Origin of the sequence: Protofrankia sp. Cas4, from assembly GCF_963555915.1 — a bacterium.
Classification (GTDB): Bacteria; Actinomycetota; Actinomycetes; order Frankiales; family Frankiaceae; genus Protofrankia.
In genome coordinates this window covers 13,142-33,832 of record NZ_CAUVXL010000169.1, presented here as the reverse complement: position 1 = coordinate 33,832, position 20,691 = coordinate 13,142, and the positions used below count along the sequence as shown (strand labels likewise).

Annotated in this window: 22 protein-coding genes and 3 pseudogenes; 12 read left to right on the top strand and 13 right to left on the bottom strand. The window is 67.6% G+C overall.

The window, feature by feature from the left end:
- Positions 1-51: 51 nt before the first annotated feature.
- Positions 52-729, top strand: a complete 678-nt coding sequence (locus U9979_RS15780; protein WP_322749268.1) for an AIM24 family protein — start codon at positions 52-54, stop codon at positions 727-729.
- 82 nt (positions 730-811) lie between these two features.
- On the top strand, positions 812-1,714 hold the full coding sequence (locus U9979_RS15775; RefSeq protein WP_322749263.1) for an AIM24 family protein: 903 nt from the start codon (positions 812-814) through the stop codon (positions 1,712-1,714).
- Positions 1,715-2,257: 543 nt separating this feature from the next.
- Here U9979_RS15775 and U9979_RS15770 read toward each other — a convergent pair.
- Positions 2,258-2,671: a hypothetical protein gene (locus tag U9979_RS15770; protein WP_322749262.1), complete on the bottom strand. Its 414-nt coding sequence runs from the start codon at positions 2,669-2,671 to the stop codon at positions 2,258-2,260.
- 76 nt (positions 2,672-2,747) lie between these two features.
- Here U9979_RS15770 and U9979_RS15765 point away from each other — a divergent pair, with 76 nt between their 5' ends.
- Both U9979_RS15765 and U9979_RS15760 read left to right on the top strand, forming a co-directional pair.
- Positions 2,748-3,794: a sucrase ferredoxin gene (locus tag U9979_RS15765; RefSeq protein WP_322779971.1), complete on the top strand. Its 1,047-nt coding sequence runs from the start codon at positions 2,748-2,750 to the stop codon at positions 3,792-3,794.
- A 23-nt stretch (positions 3,795-3,817) separates the two neighbouring features.
- Positions 3,818-4,144, top strand: coding sequence for a DMT family transporter (locus tag U9979_RS15760; RefSeq protein WP_322755077.1), 327 nt, complete (start codon positions 3,818-3,820; stop codon positions 4,142-4,144).
- Between the two features lie 22 nt (positions 4,145-4,166).
- Here the strand turns inward: U9979_RS15760 and U9979_RS15755 are convergent, their stop codons facing one another.
- Both U9979_RS15755 and U9979_RS15750 read right to left on the bottom strand, forming a co-directional pair.
- Entirely contained in the window at positions 4,167-4,547 is a 381-nt protein-coding gene (locus tag U9979_RS15755; RefSeq protein ID WP_322779970.1) for a hypothetical protein, read from the bottom strand.
- A complete protein-coding gene (locus tag U9979_RS15750; RefSeq protein ID WP_322779969.1) occupies positions 4,544-4,801 on the bottom strand; it encodes a hypothetical protein in 258 nt (85 codons plus the stop codon). The genes U9979_RS15755 and U9979_RS15750 overlap by 4 nt, the downstream gene beginning before the upstream one ends.
- A gap of 826 nt (positions 4,802-5,627) precedes the next feature.
- On the opposite strand from U9979_RS15750, the gene U9979_RS15745 reads away from it, so the two are divergent.
- Complete coding sequence (locus U9979_RS15745) at positions 5,628-6,035, top strand: nuclear transport factor 2 family protein (RefSeq protein WP_322749257.1); 408 nt, start codon at positions 5,628-5,630, stop codon at positions 6,033-6,035.
- 364 nt (positions 6,036-6,399) lie between these two features.
- On the opposite strand, the gene U9979_RS15740 is transcribed toward U9979_RS15745, so the two are convergent.
- Complete coding sequence (locus U9979_RS15740; RefSeq protein WP_322749251.1) at positions 6,400-6,804, bottom strand: type II toxin-antitoxin system VapC family toxin; 405 nt, start codon at positions 6,802-6,804, stop codon at positions 6,400-6,402.
- Positions 6,801-7,034 (bottom strand): AbrB/MazE/SpoVT family DNA-binding domain-containing protein, encoded by a 234-nt coding sequence (locus U9979_RS15735; RefSeq protein ID WP_322749250.1) that lies wholly within the window; start codon positions 7,032-7,034, stop codon positions 6,801-6,803. Before U9979_RS15735 ends, U9979_RS15740 begins: the two co-directional genes overlap by 4 nt.
- A gap of 565 nt (positions 7,035-7,599) precedes the next feature.
- Between U9979_RS15735 and U9979_RS15730 the strand changes: the two genes are divergently transcribed.
- Positions 7,600-9,189: an AAA family ATPase gene (locus U9979_RS15730; protein WP_322779968.1), complete on the top strand. Its 1,590-nt coding sequence runs from the start codon at positions 7,600-7,602 to the stop codon at positions 9,187-9,189.
- A gap of 52 nt (positions 9,190-9,241) precedes the next feature.
- On the opposite strand, the pseudogene U9979_RS15725 reads toward U9979_RS15730, so the two are convergent.
- Positions 9,242-9,468 (bottom strand): annotated as a pseudogene (locus U9979_RS15725) (flavodoxin).
- 241 nt (positions 9,469-9,709) lie between these two features.
- Here U9979_RS15725 and U9979_RS15720 point away from each other — a divergent pair.
- On the top strand, positions 9,710-12,076 hold the full coding sequence (locus U9979_RS15720) for a 2OG-Fe(II) oxygenase (protein WP_322779967.1): 2,367 nt from the start codon (positions 9,710-9,712) through the stop codon (positions 12,074-12,076).
- Positions 12,077-12,206: 130 nt separating this feature from the next.
- Here U9979_RS15720 and U9979_RS15715 read toward each other — a convergent pair whose 3' ends face one another.
- Positions 12,207-13,394, bottom strand: a complete 1,188-nt coding sequence (locus tag U9979_RS15715) for an ATP-binding protein (protein WP_322779966.1) — start codon at positions 13,392-13,394, stop codon at positions 12,207-12,209.
- Here U9979_RS15715 and U9979_RS15710 point away from each other — a divergent pair.
- Positions 13,386-13,760: a hypothetical protein gene (locus U9979_RS15710; RefSeq protein ID WP_322779965.1), complete on the top strand. Its 375-nt coding sequence runs from the start codon at positions 13,386-13,388 to the stop codon at positions 13,758-13,760. The genes U9979_RS15715 and U9979_RS15710 overlap by 9 nt on opposite strands.
- Positions 13,761-13,828: 68 nt before the next feature.
- Here the strand turns inward: U9979_RS15710 and U9979_RS25255 are convergent, their stop codons facing one another.
- Positions 13,829-14,149, bottom strand: coding sequence for a hypothetical protein (locus U9979_RS25255; protein WP_416220234.1), 321 nt, complete (start codon positions 14,147-14,149; stop codon positions 13,829-13,831).
- A gap of 60 nt (positions 14,150-14,209) precedes the next feature.
- On the opposite strand from U9979_RS25255, the gene U9979_RS15700 reads away from it, so the two are divergent.
- Both U9979_RS15700 and U9979_RS15695 read left to right on the top strand, forming a co-directional pair.
- A complete protein-coding gene (locus U9979_RS15700) occupies positions 14,210-14,494 on the top strand; it encodes a type II toxin-antitoxin system Phd/YefM family antitoxin (RefSeq protein WP_322779964.1) in 285 nt (94 codons plus the stop codon).
- A complete protein-coding gene (locus U9979_RS15695; RefSeq protein ID WP_322779963.1) occupies positions 14,491-14,775 on the top strand; it encodes a type II toxin-antitoxin system RelE/ParE family toxin in 285 nt (94 codons plus the stop codon). Before U9979_RS15700 ends, U9979_RS15695 begins: the two co-directional genes overlap by 4 nt.
- 152 nt (positions 14,776-14,927) lie before the next feature.
- On the opposite strand, the pseudogene U9979_RS15690 reads toward U9979_RS15695, so the two are convergent.
- From U9979_RS15690 to U9979_RS15680, 3 genes and pseudogenes are all read right to left on the bottom strand, one after another.
- A pseudogene (locus U9979_RS15690) lies at positions 14,928-15,170 on the bottom strand (flavodoxin); the annotation flags it as partial.
- 71 nt (positions 15,171-15,241) lie between these two features.
- On the bottom strand, positions 15,242-15,703 hold the full coding sequence (locus U9979_RS15685; protein WP_322749267.1) for a flavodoxin: 462 nt from the start codon (positions 15,701-15,703) through the stop codon (positions 15,242-15,244).
- Positions 15,704-15,857: 154 nt separating this feature from the next.
- Positions 15,858-16,829 (bottom strand): YafY family protein, encoded by a 972-nt coding sequence (locus U9979_RS15680; RefSeq protein ID WP_322779962.1) that lies wholly within the window; start codon positions 16,827-16,829, stop codon positions 15,858-15,860.
- Between the two features lie 54 nt (positions 16,830-16,883).
- Here U9979_RS15680 and U9979_RS15675 point away from each other — a divergent pair, with 54 nt between their 5' ends.
- Positions 16,884-17,618, top strand: coding sequence for an alpha/beta hydrolase (locus U9979_RS15675; RefSeq protein WP_322749243.1), 735 nt, complete (start codon positions 16,884-16,886; stop codon positions 17,616-17,618).
- 199 nt (positions 17,619-17,817) lie between these two features.
- Here the strand turns inward: U9979_RS15675 and U9979_RS15670 are convergent.
- Positions 17,818-18,012: pseudogene (locus U9979_RS15670) on the bottom strand (TetR family transcriptional regulator); the annotation flags it as partial.
- On the opposite strand from U9979_RS15670, the gene U9979_RS15665 reads away from it, so the two are divergent.
- The gene (locus tag U9979_RS15665; protein ID WP_416220233.1) at positions 17,966-18,802 is read left to right on the top strand and encodes a DUF4440 domain-containing protein; all 837 of its coding nucleotides are present in this window, start codon (positions 17,966-17,968) and stop codon (positions 18,800-18,802) included. The pseudogene U9979_RS15670 and the gene U9979_RS15665 overlap by 47 nt on opposite strands.
- Positions 18,803-19,054: 252 nt before the next feature.
- Here the strand turns inward: U9979_RS15665 and U9979_RS15660 are convergent, their stop codons facing one another.
- Positions 19,055-20,635, bottom strand: a complete 1,581-nt coding sequence (locus U9979_RS15660) for an ATP-binding protein (RefSeq protein WP_322779959.1) — start codon at positions 20,633-20,635, stop codon at positions 19,055-19,057.
- Positions 20,636-20,691: the final 56 nt, after the last annotated feature.

Here is a 20,691-nt window from a genome sequence, read left to right as displayed (position 1 = left end):
TGTTTTGTCTCGCACGCCCGGAGGCCCATGAGAAACCTGGAGGAGGCTGCGGTGCACGGAACACTGATGGATCACTTCGGCCAGACTCAGATCATGGACCGGATGAGCAGGCACGGTTCCAAGATTGCTAAGGTTGTCATGCAGCCTGGGCAGGACCTGTTCGCCAGGGTCGGCTCAATGATCGCCTATGAGGGTCTGATCGACTTCAACCCGCAGCCGCCACAGTTGCGACGGATCGCTTCCTCGTGGGCAACCGGCGAGGGCGTGCCGTTGATGACCGCTGTCGGCCAGGGCCTGCTCTACCTGGCCGACTACGGCAAGGAGGTCATCGTCACCCAGCTCGCTGGCGAGGGCCTGTCGGTCAACGGCAAGAACATCCTCGCGTTCGACACAACCCTCCAGTGGGGGATCGAACGCGTCCGCGGGGTGAACATGCTGTCCGGGATGGGCATGTTCAACGTGGTCATCCGCGGCCATGGCTGGGTCGCGATGACCGCGAAGGGCACCCCGATCGTGCTTGACACCCGGGAGGCTCCGACGTTCGTCGACACCGACGCGCTGGTCGCCTATACCGACGGCCTGCAGGTTCAGCCGCGGCGTACCGCGCGCCTGGGCGGTCTGATCGGACGCGGTTCGGGTGAGGCGTTCCAACTCGGCTTCTCGGGTCAGGGTTTCGTCGTGGTGCAGCCGAGCGAGGACGAGCGACCGAACCTGTCGGTCCGTGGGTGACCTGGTCCGTGCGGGTGATCTGGCCTGTGCGGGTGATCTGGCCTGTGCGGGTGATCTGGTCCGTGGGTGAGAGGATGCGACGATGAGTCACGGTGGATTCCCGGGCGGACCGTCCGGTGGGATGCCGGGAATGCCTCCCGGCCCGCCCGGCGGTCCGGGAGGGGGGATTCGCAGCAGTCTGTTGGGCAATCCCGAGGTGCAGTCGGGGGAACGCTTCACCCTGCAGAACGGGAAGATGCTCAAGGCGACGCTCGGCGCCGAAGGAATGCGGGAGTTCTACGCCCGCAAGGGTGCGATGGTCGCCTATCAGGGTGGCGCGACCTTTGACGCACACTGGGAGGGCTGGGGCCACCAGTTCCGTTCGCTGTTCTCGGGTGGCGAGGGCCTGAACCTGATGATGGTATCCGGCGCAGGCACGGTCTTTCTTGCCAATCAGGGCCAGGATGTGCATATCCTCGACCTTGCCGGTGACGGTCTGACCGTGGACGGCAAGAACGTGCTCGCCTTCGACCGGGATCTGTACTGGAACGTCGTCCGCATAGATTCCCAGGTCTCGATCGCCGGAGCTGGTAGCTACCAGGTGGAGCTGTCCGGAAACGGGAAGGTCGCGGTGGTGACGTCGGGCGCGCCGCTGGTGATGCGCGTCACGCCACAGAACTACTACTTTGCGGACGCCGACGCGGTGGTGGGCTGGTCATCGAGCCTGCAGGTGTCGATGCAGGCCGCCGTGACGTCGTCGTCGGCCTGGCGGCCGCGCGGCAACACCGGGGAGGGCTGGCAGATGCAGTTCTCGGGCGACGGCTACGTGATCGTCCAACCATGTGAGTTGCTCCCGCCGTACAACGCGCTCGCCGGTGCGGGGCTCGCTGGACACTTCGGCTTTGGCGAGGCTGGCTTCGCCGGCAACCAGATGCAGGGTCACCACGATGCTCCGGGGCACGGTGGGCAGGGGCACGGCCGGGGCGGCATGTTCGGCGGCCACTGAAGGACGCTGCGGTCCACAGCAAGGACCCGGCGGTCCACAGAGCCGAAGGATGTGATTCTCATGCTGCTGGACCAGCACCAGAATCACATCCTTGAGGGCTGCTCCTACTGCTCCTACAACTCGTTCAGGCCGATGGTCAATACTTGATCACCGTTGGTTGAGGTCAGCAGGTCCGGGTCGAAGCCCGCGCCGGAGTAACAGGCGATCATCGTGTGCCGGGCGCTCTATGCCCGGCCCGAGGACCTGGGCGGAGAACCGAGATCTGGCGTCCTGCCAGACAGCCGCCGCGCGACGGATCGGGCAACGGACGCGACGGATCGGGCGAGGCCACATCGCAACCCGAACGGGTCGTGACTCGTCCTACTGGATGTGTGGAACCTACCGGTGAGGTGGGGAAAAGTACAGTAGGTAAGGAGATCGGGTGAAGAGGCGCCGACGTACGCCCACCTGGTGGCTGCGAATTCGCGCGCGGCCTTGGCTCGAGGCCGGTTCCGGCGTCGTCGGTGTGATGCTGATCCTTGTGTCCGCGTTCCTTTACGCGACTCAAGGAGCGGCGCGGAACTCGCTGCTGGACCCGGTACCGCGGGTGACGCCCGTGTCGGGGGCGCCGGGCACGGCTCCAGGGGGTCCGGCGGCGGTACCGACCGGTACGACAAAACGCCGAGCCGCGACGCCTGAGGGCGCGGACGGTGGCCCGACACCGGAAATCCGGTCGGGCCCCACCGGATCGAAATCCCTGCTGCCCGAGCCTGGTGTGATTCCGCCGGGCACCGTCGGCCCGACCGGGGTGACTCCGACCACCGAAATCACCGTCATTGTCACGACGGGGCCGTCACCGCCCGAACCACTGACGACCGTTGAGCCGTTGCCTGTCCATTCCTTTTCGCCGGTACCCACACCGCCCGTTCCTACCCCGCAGGTCGTGCCGACGTCGTCGACCGGCTTCCCGTCGCCCACGCCGTCGGTGAGCTCGTGATAAAGAGGAGTCTACGATTCTTCTGGAATTCGGCGATCATGAAGGTGGTGCGGGGCCATGAGCGTCGAAACCACTTCCTCAACGCTGTCGTTCCGCTGTGCGCCGTGGACGCGGGAGCAGGGCGTCGACCCGATCGGATCGGCCCTGACCTGCGACACGCTGCTGCTGGTCGAGACGCCCGCGCCGTGGCCACGCGACGTGAGTGAAATCCCGGCCTTCGCGGCGGCCCTGCGTCATTCCCGGCCCGGTGGTCTGAACCGGACCAGGCTGCTCGCGGTGCACCCGGCCGATGAGGGCGACCTCGACCCGGGAGCGGGCGTGCTGATCACCCGGTGGCGTCGAGCGGGCTCCAACCGTTTCCTGGGCATCGACTACACAGTGCCTCGTGATCGACTTGTCGATGCGCTCATCCGGCTCCTCGACGCGGGTGGCCGCATAGATGCCACGGACGCCACGGATGCCACGGATGCCACGGATGCCACGGACGCCACGGACGCCACGGATAGCACGGATAGCACGGATAGCGCTAATGGCGACACGATCGTGCAGGCAGCGCCCGCCGAGGTCCTGCTCTGCGGTCATGGTCAACGGGACCGGTGCTGCGGCAGGAACGGAGTCCGCCTGCAGATCGAAGCGGCGTCGGCCTGGCCCGGCGTACGGGTTCGCCGTTGCAGCCACACTGGCGGGCACCGGTTCGCCCCGACCGGGTTCACGCTCCCCGACGGGCGGGCCTGGGGGTTTCTCGATGCGTCGACGCTAGACGGGATCATGCGCCGTTCCAGCCATCCAGCCACGCTGCGTGACAGGTATCGTGGCACCACCGCGCTCGACCCGTGGGGGCAGGTAGTCGAGCGGGAGCTGCTCGAACGGTTCGGCTGGGGCTGGCTCGACCACGAGATCACCTCCTCGCGGACCGAGGTCACCGACGGCGGACGGGCCGCGACCGTGGAGCTCGCCTGGTGCGGGCCGACCGGGGAGGCCAGCGCTGTCGCGGTGGTCGAGGTCGCCCGCGACGTGCCCGTTCTGGTATGTGGTGAGCCGCCGGAGGTCGCGGGGAAGACAAGCCCGGAACTCGCGCTACGGCACATCACGGTCCGGAGCTGACCCGACCCGGATACGGTGCGGGAATGGTTGTGGCTCTGCAGCTGGCCGTGGCGATCGCCGCAGAGATCATCGCGACCACGTCATTGCGTGCGTCCGACGGGTTCACGCGGCTGTGGCCGTCGGTTGTGGTCTGCGTCTGCTACCCGCTCTCGTTCTACCTGCTGTCCCTCGTGCTGCGGCAGATCTCGATCGGCGTCGCCTACGCGGTGTGGTCCGCGGTCGGTACCGCGGTGATTGTGATCATCGGCGTGGTCGCCTACGGGGAGACTCTGAACCTCCTGCGGGTCGTCTCGCTGCTGCTGGTGGTGCTGGGCGTCCTCGGCCTCCAGCTCAGCGGAACCCATCGGTGAACCGCCGCTAAGAGCGCTGGTGTCACGGGCTGAGATCGAGAATGCGAACCGCCTGGTCCCTCCATCGGTCCGGGGAGCCGGTGGCGATGACTGCACCTTCGGGACGATCGGGTGTCGGCTCGGCGGCATACCGACTGTGCGCAAGCGCCCACGTGACGTCCTGAGCAACCCAGAGGGCAGCAGGTAGATCCAGGTCGACGACGGTGATGGCGGGCAGGGCTGCGACGTGTTCGGCCGTGCCGGGGCGGGCTCGGTCGGCCTCGACCAGCGCACATGCCGCGGCATAGAGGAACCACCCCGACTCCACGTGTGCCCGGTGGATGAGGCGAGAAGCCAGGACGTTGCCGCGGCCGGCGGCAACCAGGGCGGTGTCGTCGAGAATGACGTGTAGCGCTCCGGTCACCGGGTACGTACCTCTGCCAATCGACGATCAAGATCGGCGTCCACCTGCGCAGCCTCCGCCTCGGTGAGGTCGTAGCCGTTCCACTTCAGCAGCTCCGCACGGGCCTGCTCGGCACGCGCCGCGCGCTCGGCTGGCGTGAGGAGGGTGCTCGCCAGACGGGCGAGATAAGCGCGCAAGGACAAGCCCTCGGCCGCCGCGATCTCAGCGAGCCGGTCGCGCGCATCGGTAGGGATGCGGATGTTGGCGTCAGCCACGGGAAGCTCCCTTCATCCGGATCAGGGTATGGGTACGTACCCGTGGCAGGCAAGCGTGGCGCTGCGTGCCGCCACCCTTTGGATGAGGATCGATACCGGTTATGCGTGTCATCGAGATCCGCTATCCGCGGATAGCGGACGGAGACCTCCGCGTAGATCACCGGAGTGATGACGAGCTCCGCCTCATCCGCGGCCGCCGCGATCGCATCGGCAGACCAGTCGCCCCACCGGGGATCGTCACCAAGCAGATCGAGCAGCACGTTCCCAAACGCCCACCAAGAGCGACCAGCAATTGGGAACGCGGCGTCGCGGAGCTGGGCCACGCACGCCAGCCCCGCTCCTTGATCCACATCCCTACTGTCAGGGGCGCGTAACAATGTGAATCTGATGCTCCTGCCACAACACCAGATTCACATCGTTCCCACAGAGGGTCCGGCAACAGGGGCGCGGCTTCGCAGGGCTGGGGCGCGCACCTCACGTTGTTGTCGACACCCGAGACCCGAGACCCGACACCCGACACCCGACACCCGGGTGACTCCCTCCGCCGTGTGGCCGGGCAGCGCCGACGGTGGCATGGTGGCGGACGCCCGGTCGCGGTTCACTGGGTCCGAGCCGCTGATGGGGGAGCCTGGGGTGAGCCCATCTGGCATCATCGGGCCAACCGCGGGTGCGGCAGCTACCGCAGAGGTCGAGGTCGTCCGGGACGTGCCCGTTCTGGTGTCCCCTGAGTCCCCTGAGTCCCCTGAGTTCGCCGAGAGGACAAGCCCGGAGCTCACGCTACGGTCAATCACGATTCGGCGGTGAAACTCTCAGGAGGAATCCGACCATGACCCACGACGTCGCACCCGCCGCATTGGCACAGCCGGCAGGGGTTGTCGCAGCGTATTTCGCGGCGAACACGGCACTGGATGCCGATGCGGTCGGCGCACTGTTCGCGCCCGACGGCGAGATGGTCGTCAACGGGGTTCGCCTGCGTGCGGGCAGGCAGATCGTCACGGAGCACTACCGGCAGTGGATGACCGCGTTCGCGCCTGGTGACATCGCCACTACCCTGGGACCCATCCTGGTTGACGGCGAGTATGTCGCCGTGCAGACAGAGATCATCACCCGCGGTGAGAAGGCGTGGCTCGGCTACTTCTTCCTGCTGCGTGACGGGCTGATCCACCGGCTGTCGACCTATGTCAACATCGGTTCCCTCGACGACGCCCTGGCCTCGGGGGCGCGTAGGAACTGATCATCTTTTCGGGATCTCCACAGTTCGGGATCTCCACAGGTAGTACCGGGGGCCTGGCGCGGATACGGTGCGGGCATGGTCGCTGCTCTCCAGGTGGCCGCGGCGATCGCCGCAGAGATCGCGGAACCCACCGGTGCTGGAACCCGCCGGTGAGCGAAGGTGTCCTGATGCCGGTGTATCAGGCGTGGTTCATGAGGCTTGCGGCAGCTGCCGCGGGCGGCCTCAAGGAGTCAGCGCGCCACATGTGATAAATCTTGTGGCTCACTGATGGGAGACTTGGGTGCGGGGTCAGGCGTTGACCGCGGAGGTAGCCGCGCCGAGCTCCCAGCAGGCTTCGCAGCGGCCGCGTCCGGGGCGCCGAACATCAAGGTGCGATCAGCTCGACCTTCGGAAAGTACGTCCGGTACCGGACGGCGTCGCGAGTAAGCAGCCGATAGCCGGCGACGGCCGCGTGTGCGCCGATCAGGAAGTCTGGCAGGGGCGACGTCCTCGTCCCACCCCGTCGGCGGTAGTTCGTATAGGCCTTGCCAGCAAGAAAGGCCGCCGGGTACGGGAGGCTGTCTCGTCGAAATACCTCTGGCCGGAGCGTGTCATCGAGATCCTCTATCCGCGGATAGCGGACGGAGACCTCCGCGTAGATAACAGGATTGATGACGAGCTGCGCCTCGTCCGCGGCCGCCGCGATCGCATCGGCAGACCAGTCGCCCCACCGGGGATCGTCACCAAGCAGGTCGAGCAGCACGTTGCTGTCAACCAGGACGGAAGTCACTCGCCGCGGGTGAGCGCCATGATCTCATCTGTGGACATGCCCGGCGGAGCCGTGCCACGAAGCCGGCGCACAATGCGCTGGCCGCGCCCATCGCCCGGACCTGACTCCACGCGCACGATGTGGACGCCGTCGTCATCGAGAATGATCTTAATCTCGCTGCCCGGGAGGAGGCCGGCCTTCTCCCGGATCTCTACCGGGATCGTCACCTGACCCTTGGACGTGATCCGCATCGACGCCTCCTACTTCTCAAAGTAAGAGTATTACACTGCCCCGCCAGGTGGCCAAGCTCGCGGCCGACATGGCGCCAAGTTCCCAGCAAGCCTCGCGGGCGGCGGCGTCCATCTCGCCGACCACGGTGACCGGGTCGCGCAGGCGCTTCCAGCGCAGGCCGGCGCGAGGTAGGTGACGGCGTGCACCGGTTCGAACAGCCGCCACATCCGCCGAGCCGCGGTCTCCTCGGCACGCACCCCAGTCCCGCTCCTTGATCCACATCCCTACTGGCAGGGGCGCGTAACGATGTGAATCTGATGCTCCTGCCACAACACCAGATTCACATCGTTCCCACAGAGGGTCCGGCAACAGGGGCGCGGCTTCGCGGGGCTGGGGCGTGCACCTCACGTCGTTCTGGTGACGCAACTCGCCACGGAACCGCTCGAGCTCGGCCAGCACCCGCTCGTCGGCCGCATCGACCTCCGGCACACGAAACAACACGCGACGATGCTACGTGCCTCGTAGCACCAGAACGCCGTAGAGTTGTGATCAGTGTTTTACTGAGGCCATGTTGGACGGTGGTGGATGGTGACGCGCTCGTTCAACACGACCGGGCCGTGCGTGCCGAGCGACCACTACATGATCCCGGCCTCGGAGCGGCTCCCCGAGGCGCCCGATCTCATCGAGGCCAAGAAGTACTTCGTCCTGCACGCCCCACGCCAGACAGGCAAGACGACAGCGCTGCAGGCGCTCGCCGCGGAACTGACCGCGAGTGGCCGCTACGCGGCGGTCGTGCTGTCGATGGAGGTGGGCCGGCCCTGGCCGGATGACGTCGGCGCGGCCACCCGGGCGATCCTCACGCGTGCCCGACGCACCTCGCGAACCAACCTGCCTGCCGACCTGCGTCCGCCGCCCTGGCCGGAGAGCTGGGCGGAGGGGCTCCTCTCGGAAGCGTTCGCCGTCTGGGCGGAGACCTGCCCGCGACCGCTGGTGCTGTTCCTCGACGAGATTGACGCCCTCGGCGGACGCACCCTGCTCAGCGTCCTCGGCCAGCTGCGCGACGGTTACCGCGACCGCCCCACCGGCTTCCCCGCGTCGATCGTTCTCTGCGGCCTGCGCGACATCCGCGATTACAGAGTTGCTTCGGACGGCGATCCGGCCAGGCTGACGTCGCCGAGTCCGTTCAACATCAAGGTGACGTCCCTGCGGCTGGACGACTTCACCCTCGACGAGGTCCGTGAGCTCTACGGGCAGCACACCGCCGACACCGGCCAGCGGTTCATCCCCCAGGCCGTCGAGTACGCCTATGCGCTGACCATGGGTCAGCCTTGGCTGGTCAATGCCCTCGCATACGAGATCGTGCACCGCATGAAGGTCCCCACGACGACGATCACAGGCGACCACGTCGACCAGGCCGCCGAACGGATCATCGTCACGCGCGAGACGCACCTGGACTCCCTGCTCGACCGGCTCCACGACCCGCGCGTCCGGCGGATCATCGAACCGATCCTCGCCGGCGCAGAGGTCCGGTTCGACCCGTTCTCCGACGACCTCGCCTATACCACCGACCTCGGCCTGGTCCGACGGACCGCGGCGACGGTCGAGATCGCCAACCCGGTCTACCGCAACGTCATCACCCGGGTTCTCGCCAACGGCCTCTTTGACGGCGTCATCGGCGCGCCACAACCGCACTCGTTCGTGCTGCCCGACGGGCTGCTCGACCTGCCCGGGCTGCTCACCCGCTTCGCCGACTTCTGGCACCGAAGCGAGGATCTCCTCGAAGCCGATCAGCCCTACCGCGAGGTGACCCCACACGTCACGCTGCTCGGCTACCTCGACCGCGCGATAAACGGCAGCGGTTTCGTCGACCGCGAGTACGGGGTCGGCCGTGGCGCCATCGACCTGCTCATCCGCTGGAACCACACCGGACCCGATGGCAGACCCGCCGTGCAACGCGAGGCACTGGAGGTCAAGACCCACCGCGCCGGCGACACCGACCCGACCCAGGCCGGCATCCACCAACTCGACAGCTACCTGCTACGTCTCAGCCTCCCCGCCGGCTATCTCGTGATCTTTGACCAGCGGCCTGCCGAACGCAAACGCGTAGGCACCGAACTAGGCGTCCGGACCGCCACTGGCCCCAGCGGGCGGACCATCACGGTCGTTCGCATCTGACAGGACCCTGATTCCGACGGAGACCCAGCACGATGACAGAGAGGCCGGCCAGCTACGAATCCGGCATCAGGCTGGCCGCGGCAGTGGCTCCAAGCTCCCAACAGGCCTCGCGGGCGGCGGCCTCGGCCTCGCCGACGATTGACAGCAGTTCCCGCAGTCGTTTCCACCTCAAGCCAGTGGTGATCGTCTCCACACCACGGATTGCGCCAGTCGTGTCGGAGTTGCCGTGCACGCAGAGGGCGTACGGCCGGCCGTCTCCTCGAGGCACGGATAGTAGATCTGGTCGCAGAAGTACCGGAAAGTCGGGTACGCCAGATCGCCACGCCTGGTCGCCTCGAGTTCCCGGCCTGGTAGGACGACGATCTGTTCCAGGTGCTCGCCGGTCCGACCCGGGTCCGACCCGCCCTAGGCTGAGTCTCACCCGGCGCACACGACTGGGTGCCGAGACCGGTCGAGTGCGCCCAGCCCTCTAGATTCTGCGAGAGGTACCGCTTCCTGGGGTTATCGGAGGGCTTGGGCAATGGCGACCGTGGCGCGTGACCGGCTGGCGAGGATGCTGCGAGGCGACGCGGAGTCCGCGTTCAGCGTGGAGCTGACGGCGAGTAGGGATGACCTGAGCCTCGAAGTCGAGGGCGTCGGGCCCGTGACCTTCCCGGTCCGGCCCGAGCAGGCCCGCGAGCTGCTCGGCCTCGGCCAGCCCGCCCGGTTCGGCCGCGGCGAGGAGACGCTGACCGACCCGGGCGTCCGCGATACCTGGGAGATCCCGAAGCACCTCGTCCACGCCCGGTGGGACGACAAGGCACTCGACGTTCTTCTGACGACGGCAAAAGACGAGCTGGGCCTGCCGATCGCCGCCGAGCTGACGGCCGACCTCCATGCGCTCCTGGTGTACGAGCCGGGCCAGTTCTTCCGCGCCCATCAGGACAGCGAGAAGGACAACGCGATGATCGGCACTCTGGTGGTGGTACTGCCCTCCAGCCACACCGGCGGCGAGCTCGTGGTGCGCCACCTTGACGAGAAGATGGCCTACCGGGGTTCGAGGACGGATCTGTCGCTGGTCGCCTTTTACGCCGACTGTAGCCATGAGGTCGCCGCGGTGCGGTCGGGGTATCGGATCGCGCTTACCTACAACCTCCTGCTGCGCGGGGACACCGCCCTGCCGGAGGGCGACGAGGGCACGGTCGCCGAGCTGGCCGGCTTCCTTCGCGAGCACTTCGGCACGCCTGTGGCCAGTCCCTACGGCCTGCGCGCCGCGGGTCCACCGAATCGGCTCGTCTACCTCCTCGACCACGAGTACACCTCCCGCGCGCTGGGCTGGAGCGGGTTGAAGGGCGCCGACGCCGCTCGCGTATCCCTGCTGCGGGCAGCGGCGGGCCAGGCGGGGTGCGAGACCGTCCTCGCGCTCGCCGACGTCAACACGACACACACTGCCTATGAGGCGGGCGAGTACGTCGAGGATCGAGGAGAGCGGTACTGGGACGACGACTACGACGAGGACTGCGAGGGCCCGGGCGCCGACGCCGAGTACGTCGTCGAGGAGCTGGTTGTCCGCGAGGTCACGCTCACGCACTGGACCGGCTCGGATGACACCCGGCTGGAAGAGGTCTCGCTGGACGTGGGCGAGGACGAGATGTGCGCCTCCACCGGGACCGACGACCTCGAGCCCTACTCCTCGGAGTACGAGGGCTACATGGGCAACTGGGGCAACACGCTCGACCGCTGGTACCACCGGGCGGCGGTCGTCGTGTGGCCTCGGGAGCAGTCCTTCGCGAACCGCGCCGAGACCTCGCCCGGCTGGGCGCTCGACGAGCTCGTCGCGATGGTGTCAGCCGGCGACCTGGCGGGCGCCCGGTTCGCCGCGGCGACGCTTCAGCCGTTCTGGGACGGCTCCCTGCGCGCGCGGACCACGGAGGCGAAGGTGGGGGTCGCCGGAATCCTCGGCAAGGCGCTGCGGGCGGCCCACGCCTTGGCGGACGGGGCGACCGCGACGGCGCTGCTGTGCCCCTTCCAGGCGGAGAACCTGACGGCCGACAACGCCGACGCGTTCGCGGGACTCGTCAGCGCCTACGGCGAGCAGTGGACTGCCGACCTGCTGGCGACGTGGTTCGGCGCGCAGCAGCCCGGGTGGGCCTACACCGGCGGGCCGCAACGGCGGCGATGGGTGGCGGACGAGCTTCCCGGCCTGTGCTCGGGGCTGTCCGCCGCGCGCGAGGCCGGCGGCGCAACGGCCGCGCGGGTGATTCTCGACCTGGTGTGGACGTGGGCCGGCAGGGATATCGACACGACGCTCGCGTCGTCGTCGCCCAGCTACCGCGACAGGGCACTCGCTGACCTGGCCGGACCGCTCGTCTCCATACTGAGGGCCGCCGCCGTGCTGCGGGATGTGGGCACCCGGGACGCGGTGACCGGCCATCTCCGGCGGAAGGGGGACGCCGTCACCGCGCTGGAAGTGCCGATGCTGCGCGCCGCCGCCGAACTGCCCGACGACGGCGCCCGCCGCGAGGCTGGCTTCGGCGACCTGGCCGCCGACTGCGCGGCACGGCTGCGCGCCCGGCTGGCCCAGCCGCCGCGCGCGGCTGGGAACTGGTCGGTCACGCTGCCCCCGGCCGGCTGCTCCTGTGACCTGTGCGAGGAGCTCGGCGCATTCCTGGCGGACCCGGACCGGCGCACGTTTGACTGGCCGCTCGCCGAGCCGCGCAGACGGCACGTCCACTCCCGGATCGACGTCGCCGAACTGCCCGTAGGCCATGTCACCCGGCGCCAGGGTCGCCCCTACACGCTCGTTCTGCGCAAGACCGACGCGCTTTTCACCAACGAGGCGGAGGCCCGGGTAGGCGACCAGGTGGACCTGGAGTGGCTGGCGGTCGCCTGGCGGCCGATTCCGTAGGGTTGCGATCGGTGGTACGCGGCTGCGAGGAGCGCCCTGATCGTGACGGGCTGGTCGCGATGGTCTCGACCGCTCACACGGCGCCGGTGGTGTCGTTGTTGCCATAAACACCAGCCATCTAGATTCGCCTTTATCCGCGAAGCAGAGTGATCGCGCGACCAGCGGGGCTGGTGGCCGTGGCGAAGTCCATGCGACCGTCGGGGAGCACATGGGCGCGCGGGCCCGGGACCTCGGCGACGTAGTCGAAGACGTTCTCGGTCAGGACTCGGACGATGACCTCGTTGTAGATCGGGTTGGCGGGCCGGACCGGTGCGTCCGGGGCGAGCAGGCCAAGGTCGCGGACGTACTGCAGGTCGTCGGGGTTGGGCCTGGTGGCGGGGGCGAGGCCAGCGATCATTGGCTCGATGATGGCGCGGACGCGCGGGTCGTAGAGCTTGTCGACTAGCGAGTCCAGGTGGGTGGCCCGGGCCTGGATCAGCCGCTTCTTCGCCTCCTCGACGTGATCGGCAGTGACCGCTGCCGAGGCGGGCACCGCCATCTTGCGGACGATCTCGTTCGCGAGCGCGTTGACCAGCCACGGCTGCCCGCCGGTCAGCTCGAACGCCAGCTCCACGGCCTCGGGAGTGAACATCTGGCCGGTGTCGGCGGTGTGCTGGCCATAGAGGTCCCGGACCTCGTCGAGGGTGAAGTTTCCCAGGCGCAGCGACTCAACGATGATGTTGAACGGGCTGGGCCCGCCAAGCCGGTTCGCGTTGCCACCAGCCGCCGTCTTGTAGTCGCGAAGGTCTCGTAGGCCGCACAACGCCACCGAGGCCGGGAAGTGAGCCGGCCGGTCACCCGCGCCCGCGCGTAGCTGGCCGAGAACGCTGACCAGCGTCCGGCCCTCGAGAGCGTCGATCTCGTCGAGGAACAGCACCACTGGCCGCGGGCAGGCCTGCGACCAGGTTTGCAGCGCCCTCGCCAGCAGTCCTCCGTCGGGTGCTTCGGGCCACGGCGGTGGGCGCAGCTCCGGCGGCAGGTCGACGTTCGCCCGGTCCCGGATCCGGGCGAGGATCGCGCGGGTAGCCGCGCCGACGTCGTCGCCCCACGCCCGTCCGGGCTCGCAGGAGGTCATCAGAGCCGCGTACCACCCACCAGCGGTCAGCTCCTGCGCCAACGCCACCAGCGTCGTCGTCTTCCCTGTCTGGCGCGGCGCGTGGACCACGAAGTAGCCCTTCTGTGCCACCAGGCCGGAAACCTCCGGCAGCCGCGCCGACGCCGGAATCATGTAATGATCGCTGGGCACACACGGCCCGGCGGTGTTGAACCAGTGAGCCACCACGCCACCACGCCACCACCCTCCACGGCCACGGGGCACGGACAGATCGCCGCCACTCTACGGACCACCTCCGCCTGGCAGCCGCCCGCGAACTGGCACCGGGCGAGCAACGGTCCCAGTAGCGTTCGCCTCCTCGGAGGCTTTCTATCGGCGAGTCGTGCCACAGTCAATCTTGTTTCGGGACTTCCAAAACAGTCCCCAGCAGCAGCGACCGCACCGTCCGGCGGTGGGCCCCGACTGCTCGCGGCAGAACGTGCAGCCGACCAGGTCACCCGGGCCGCCTGCGCGGACCGGGCCAACCAGCTCACCGAAGCCGAGTGGACGGCCGTGCTGCCCGACGTCCCCTACGACCCACCCTGCTTCTGATCATTGTCGCCGTGGGACGCTGCCCCGGGCAGTCAGACGATCAGCGGTGGCGAGCAGCTCGACGGTCATCACAGTTCTACGCGCACCTGGACCATCGCGCCGCCGCCGAACCGCGCCGCGAAGACGTCACCGACGTGGCCGGAGTGGCTCACACCCGGGTCGAGCCGGGTCACCAGCGGAGCCTGACCACCGTGTTCGGTTCGGTCACTGCCACCCGGATGGCCTACCGGTCGCCGGGGGCGGCCAACCTGCACCCCGCGGACGCCCAGCTCAACCTGCCGCCAACCCGCCATTCGCATGTTGGCAGGAGCACCAGCACCTGGCAGCGCGGCGGCATGTGTATCCCCGCGATGGCCTCTGGCCTGCGGGCAGGCGCTCGTGCCCGCCACGTCCAGGCCACCCGGTCGCCAGAGTGGTCAGAATAACGACCGGTCGCTATTATGGCCCTCATGGAGACCATACCGATCACGGAGGCGAAGGCCCGGATCGCCGAACTGGCGGAGCGGGTCGCACGAGAGCATGATCACTTTACGATCACGCGCAACGGGCGTGCGGAGGTGATGCTGATCTCTGTCGCGGAGTACGAGTCGATGCGGGAGACCCTCGACCTGTTGTCGGACGGCGAGGCTCTCGCGGATCTGCGGCAGTCGAGGGACGACTTCGCCACGGGCGACACCTTCGCCCTGGACGAGGTCGTGGCCGAACTGAACGAGCGGCGGGCCAGGGACGAGTGAAGGCCGCCAGCGACGCGCCCTACGAGGTCGCGCTGTCGCGCAGAGCACGGAGAAACCTCCACGATGACCTGTCCCTGGAGGTCGCGGCCGCCGCACTGGAGACGATCCAGCGAGCGATCGCCATAAATCCCCACCGAGTCGGAAAGCCGTTGGACGAGCCCTTCGATGGCGTCTACTCGGCGCGCAGAGGAACCTACCGCATCATCTATCGGATCGACGCGGCCAAGCATCTTGTAGAGATCCACTCCATCCGGCATCGGCGGGACGTCTATCACCTGTAATCACTGACGAGCAATTGCGTTTCGCCTCGGCCTCCGCACGTCGAGATCGCGCTGCCGTCGCGCAGGCACGGAGAAACCTCCACGAGGACCTGCCCCTGGATGTCGCGGCCGCCGCCCTGAAGAAGACCAGCGAACGATCGCCAGGTCGGGAAACTCGCGGCGACCGTGGCGACGAGTTCCCAGCGGGCCTCGCGTGCAGCGGCCTCCACCTCGCCGACGATCGCAGCGGCTCCCACAAGCGCTTCCATCTCAGCCCGGTGGCGATGGTCTCGACTCCGCAGACCTCTCCGGTCGTGTCTAGAGTTCCCGTGCACGTACACGGCATATGGCCGACCGGCGGTGGCATCGAGTCCGGAGTAGTAGATCCGGTCAGAAAGGAACCGACCCCTGGTCACGGGAACGATGCTCCCCGTAACCCCATCTGGCCGAAATGGATGCCCGGCCCACGAGGCGGGGCGCCGGTCGGCTACGGCATCAAGCTCGCAGCGACCGTCGCTCCCAGCTCCCAGCACGCCTCTCGATCTTTCGCGTCCGGGGTACCGAGCACCGTCACCGGCTCGCGCAACCGCTTCCACTTCAAGCCCGTGGCGATGGTCTCCACGCTGCGGATCGCGCCCGTGGTGTCGGAGCCACCGTGGACATACAGGGCGTAGGGGCGACCTACCGTCGCCTCCAAACAGGGGTAATAGGCTTGATCGAAGAAATGCTTCATGGCGCCGCTCATATAGCCAATGTTCGCCGTCGTGCCCAAAAGATAACCATCAGCCGCCAGCACATCTGAGGCGGAAGCCGACAGCGCCGGGCGCACCTCCACTGCCACGCCCTCGATAGCCTCATCACGGGCACCGGATAGGACGGACTCTAGTATCGCCTGCATCGTGGGCGACGGTGTGTGGTGGACTACTAGGAGCGTGGGCACAACCGCTATTCTAGCGCGCGGTTTCCAGGCGATCATCTCGCTTATGTCACCGAAATGACCTATGCCTCGCGATGGGGACTCCGATCTACTCCCGTTACAGACGTTCGCTCTGGTCTACACGGAGAAAACACGCCGCCCTGGATCCGTGTGGACCCGGCCAGATTCATCTTCCGAAGGGGCGGGACGCCACGGCGGCCTTGAGTCGATCGGCGAGGGCGGCGACTTCCGCACGTAGGGCGTCGGGATTGTCGATGGTAAAGGACCAGCCGAGTCCGGCGAGCATCTGGGCCATACCGTCGAGCCTTTCGACTCGGGCTTTCAACAAGACCCCGTCGGACCGTTCGGTCAGTGTGCCGATGGTTGGTGGCAGCCGTCGTTTCGCCTCGTCGGGCGTGGTGTGTAGTACCACGGCGACCTCATGCTTCCAGTTCACGGCCGCTATTCCCGCCAGCACGTGTTCGGCGGGGTCGAAGCCAGACGGTACGTCGTAACTGCCGTCAGCAGGACGGACCTGGGCGATGCGGTCGAGTCGGAATGTGCGGACCTCACCTCGGAGATGGTCACGCCCCGTCACGTACCAGCGGCCAGCATGGAAGACGAGCCCGTACGCGTCGAGCGAGCGTTGACCGCTGCGCCCATCCCATGCGGTGTAGTCAATGGTGACGGTGCGCCGCTGGTGGGCGGCTTCGGCGAGTTCAAGCAGGACGGGTGCCCCGGGCGGAACACCTACTCGGCTGGGCGCGGTGAACCGTGTGGTGGACAGCAGCGAGCCCAAGCGGTTCGCCAGTGCGCCCGGCAGGACGCGTTGCACCTTCGCCATCGCGCTATCGGCCGCGGCGACCTCGGTGGTCAGCAGCCCGGAGCGACGGCCGGCAGTGAGGCCGAGCATGACCGCGATCGCCTCGTCGTCGGTCAGCATGAGTGGCGGGAGCTTGTAGCTACGCGCCAGCCGGTAGCCGCCGTAGCGGCCGCGACGGGCCTCAATCGGGATGCCGAGGTCGGCAAGGTGCTCGGCGTAACGGCGCACGGTCCGCTCATCGACGCCGAGACGCTCAGCGAGCTCACCGACCGTGTGCTGGCCGCCAGCCTGCAACAACCCGAGCAGAGCGAGCACGCGCGCCGTGGGCCGGGCCAAGATTCTCCGCCAATCCGGTCGGATGTTGTCCGGTATCAACTCTACGTTGACCACATGGCGACCTACGTACTCGTTCCCGGATTCTGGCTCGGCGCATGGGCCTGGCGCCCCGTTGCCCAACCACTGCGTGAGCGCGGGCACAATGTGCATCCGGTCTCCCTGACCGGCATGGCCGAGCGGGCCGGTCAGGCGCGGCCCGATACCGACCTGGAAACCCACATCAACGACGTGGTGAACCTGCTGGCCTCGCGGGACCTTCACGACGTGATCCTCGTCGGACACAGCTACGCCGGCCTGGTGATCACCGGTGCCGCCGACCGGCTCCCCGAGCGCATTGAGCAACTCGTCTACCTCGACACCGGCCCTCTGCCCGACGGCATGTCGCAAAACGAATTCGCACCGCCCGAGCAGCAGACGACCAATGCGGAACTCGTCGCGAACTACGGGGACGGCTGGCAGCTACCGCCGCCCCCGTGGGCGACGCTCGCCGCCCCCGTCCCCGACGTCGACGAAGCGGCCATTGAAGCGCTCACCACCAACTCGGTCCCGCAGCCTTGGGCGACCGCCACCTCACCAGCACGGCTGACCGGCAGGTGGGAAAAGCTGCCCCGACTGGCGATCCTCTGCACCTTCACGACCGAACAGGTCCGCGCCATGGCGGCAACCGTGCCGGCCTTCCGGCACATGGCCGGCGACATCTGGCGGTACGCCGAGCTACCTACCTGGCACTGGCCAATGTTCAGCCGCCCCGCCGAGCTCGCCGAGATCCTTGACGGTGCCACCCGGTAGGTCTCGCATCGGCTCAGCGGTTTCCCGGCGAACGCACCGAGGTTTTGGTCGTAAAAGTAGCGCGAATGGCGGTGCGTCGGGCCATTACGGACGGTTACTCTCATTGCATGAGACCCGCGGCCGTCATGGCGCCCAGCTCCCAAGCTGTCTCTCGGCCAGCAGTGTCCAGATCGCCCACAAGCGTCAACGGCTGGCGGCGTCAAGGAGCCACCGGTGGCGGGTGGGGCAGCGGGTGGACGCCTTCTGGGCGTAGGCCGTCGAAGATGATGGCCAGGTACCGTTGCCACAGATCGGGTGAGGCATCTGGCATGTAGGTGGTGACGTAGTTCGGCGCGCACATCAGTAGGATGACGTCCGCGCCGGTGACGTCGGCCCGCACGGCGAGCTCTCGGCGCCGACGAGACCATCGCGGATACGCCGTATCCGAGTACCCCTCCGACGTCGACGTCGCACTCAACCTGACCCTGCCCAGCGACCAACTCACCGAAGTTGCAAACGCCGTCCGCCCAGGCGGACGGCGTTTCCTCACGATCACCTACCCCGTGCCGCAGCAGGAGTGGATCGGCCGCGACGACGTCGCTCTACATTTCGTGCTGGACATGGACGGCACCTTCGGCGGGATGCGCGAGGTCGGCGAACTGGCGCTCCACGGCGAACTACCGGCCGCCGCTACACCCTCGACAAGGGCGTTCAAGCATGCGTCGACTTCGTCCGTCTGCACACCACGGGCATGCTCGTCGTCACGATGTGAAACGCGCTGTCATCGGCGTTTCCCGGAAGTTCAGCCGACCGACGACACCACTGCGCGACAGGAAGACCACGTGATAACCGACATCCGCGAACTCCAGCAAGCCTTCGACAACGCTGAGTTGCACGCCGACACCGACCGCTTGAACACCCTGCTGGCGGATGACTTCATGTCCATCGGCGAGCGGGGCTACCAGCTCAACAAGCGGCAGTGGATCGACCGACACGCCGACTTCGCCTACCATTCCTTGGAAACAAGCGAACTGGACGTGCGCCGCTACGACCACGCTGCGATCGTGCGCTGCGTCCAGCGCAGCCGGGCGTCGTGGCGTGGTGAAGTGATGACGCTGACAGTGCGACTGAGTCAGGTATGGGTGGAACTGCCCGACGGATGGCGCCTCGCCGGCATCCAGTTCAGTTCACTCGACCCAGCCTGAACGCCTCATCTGCCAACCTACGAATGTCGTACTCGGTTGATGGCGGCGACGTGATCGAAAACATGCAGCTGCATCGATAGTCGGTGGCCTCTGCCGCGTTGCCCATCGGCGGCAGGCGTCGTCGGCCGCCGACGGACAACGCGTTATAGCTGCTTCCCCGAACAGAGGAGGGTCGGCATCGCGGCCATACTACGGCCTCTGTGCGTCACACCGCCGTCGGGTCAAGGTCTGGCGGCGAGCCCTACCGCCGCGTTACCCGCGAAGCAGCGTGATCACGCGACCGCCGGGGCTGACGGTCTCGGTGATGGCGGTGCGCTCGTCGATGGCGGCAGCGCTCGGGCGCTGGTCGAAGACGGCGAGGGTGCCCGTGTCGAGTTGGAGTCGGTCGAGATAACGATCGAGTTGCTTGAGGCCCTGGTGGAGCGGGTCCGCCTTGGTCGCGCGCCAGGTCTTGATCTCAATCGCTTCGCGCTGGACGTCGCGGGTGCCGCCGGGGGTCGTGTAGGGCCAGCGGATGGTCAGGTCGACGCGGCCGGCACCGACGGCGTATTCCCGCGCGATGGAGCCGCCACCATTGACGACGCGCTGGAGGTACCCCATGAGGATCAGCTGCGGGGCGACCTCGTGATAAAAGCCGCCCTTGGAGAGGAACTCGCCGTTCTCGATCCACCACTCGGCGAACTCGGTGAGGACCTTGGGGAAGTCGAAGCTGTTGTCCGGGCGGACGAACGAACGGGGGTTGGCGGTGACGCTCTCCTGGACGCTGGCGGACAGGACACGGACGATGACCTCGCGGTAGATCGGGTTGGCGACCCGGACCGGGGCGTTCACGTCGATCAGGCCAAGGTCGCGGACATAGCTCAGGTCGTCGTTGTAGGGGTCCAGGGGCAGGAGGTCGCCGCCGATCACAGGGTTGAGGATGCGTTGGACGCGGGGCTCGGCGAGCCGGGCAGCCAGCGAGTCGAGATGGGTGACCCGGGCGAGGATCAGTCGCTCCTTCGCCTCCTCAAAATGACCGATGGTGATCGGCTCGGCGCCAGGGACTGACATCTCCTCGACGACCTCCCGGGCGACGGCGTTGACCAGCCATGGCTGGCCGCCGGTCAGCTGGTAGGCGTACTCGACGGCACCCGGGACGAACTGCTGGCCGGTCTCGGCGGCGTGCTGACCATACAATTCGGCGACATCCTCAAGTGTGAAGTCGCCAAGCCGCAGCGACTTGACCTGGATGTTGAACGGGCTAGACGTGCCCAGTCTGTTCGGGTCGCCCCCAGCCGCGGCTTTGTAGTCACGGACGTCGCGAAGGCCGCACAGGGCCACCGACCAGGGAAAGCCTCCGGTCTCGCGCTCGGGAAAGCCGGCGCGCAGCTGCCGCAGTACATTGATGAGGCTCTGTCCACGGAGCGCGTCGATCTCGTCAAAGAACAGCACCAGCGGGCGTGGGCACCTCTGCGCCCACGTGCGGAGCGCTCCCTGGAGCAGGGAGCCTTCGGATTCGACGGGCCAGGCCGGCGGGCGTAGCTCCGGCGGAAGATGGTCCTCAGCGTTGAAACGGATCTGAGTGAGGATGTCTCGGCTCGCCGCCCCGTAGTCCTCCCCGGCGGTCGCACCCACCTCGCAGGAGAAGTACAGCGCGGCGTACCTGCCCTGGGCGGTCAGTTCTCGCGCGAGTGCCCGCAACGCCGTTGTCTTGCCCGTCTGCCGGGGCGCGTGCACGACGAAGTACGCCTGCTGATCGACAAGTCCAGGCCCCTGCGGCAGCCGTTCCAGCGCCGGGATCATGTAATGCTGCGCTGGCACGCACGGACCAGCCGTGTTGAACCGGCGACTCATCGATCGTCCCCTTCGCGGGCCGGCAGGCAGCGGTTGCTCCGTGACCACCCTACGCG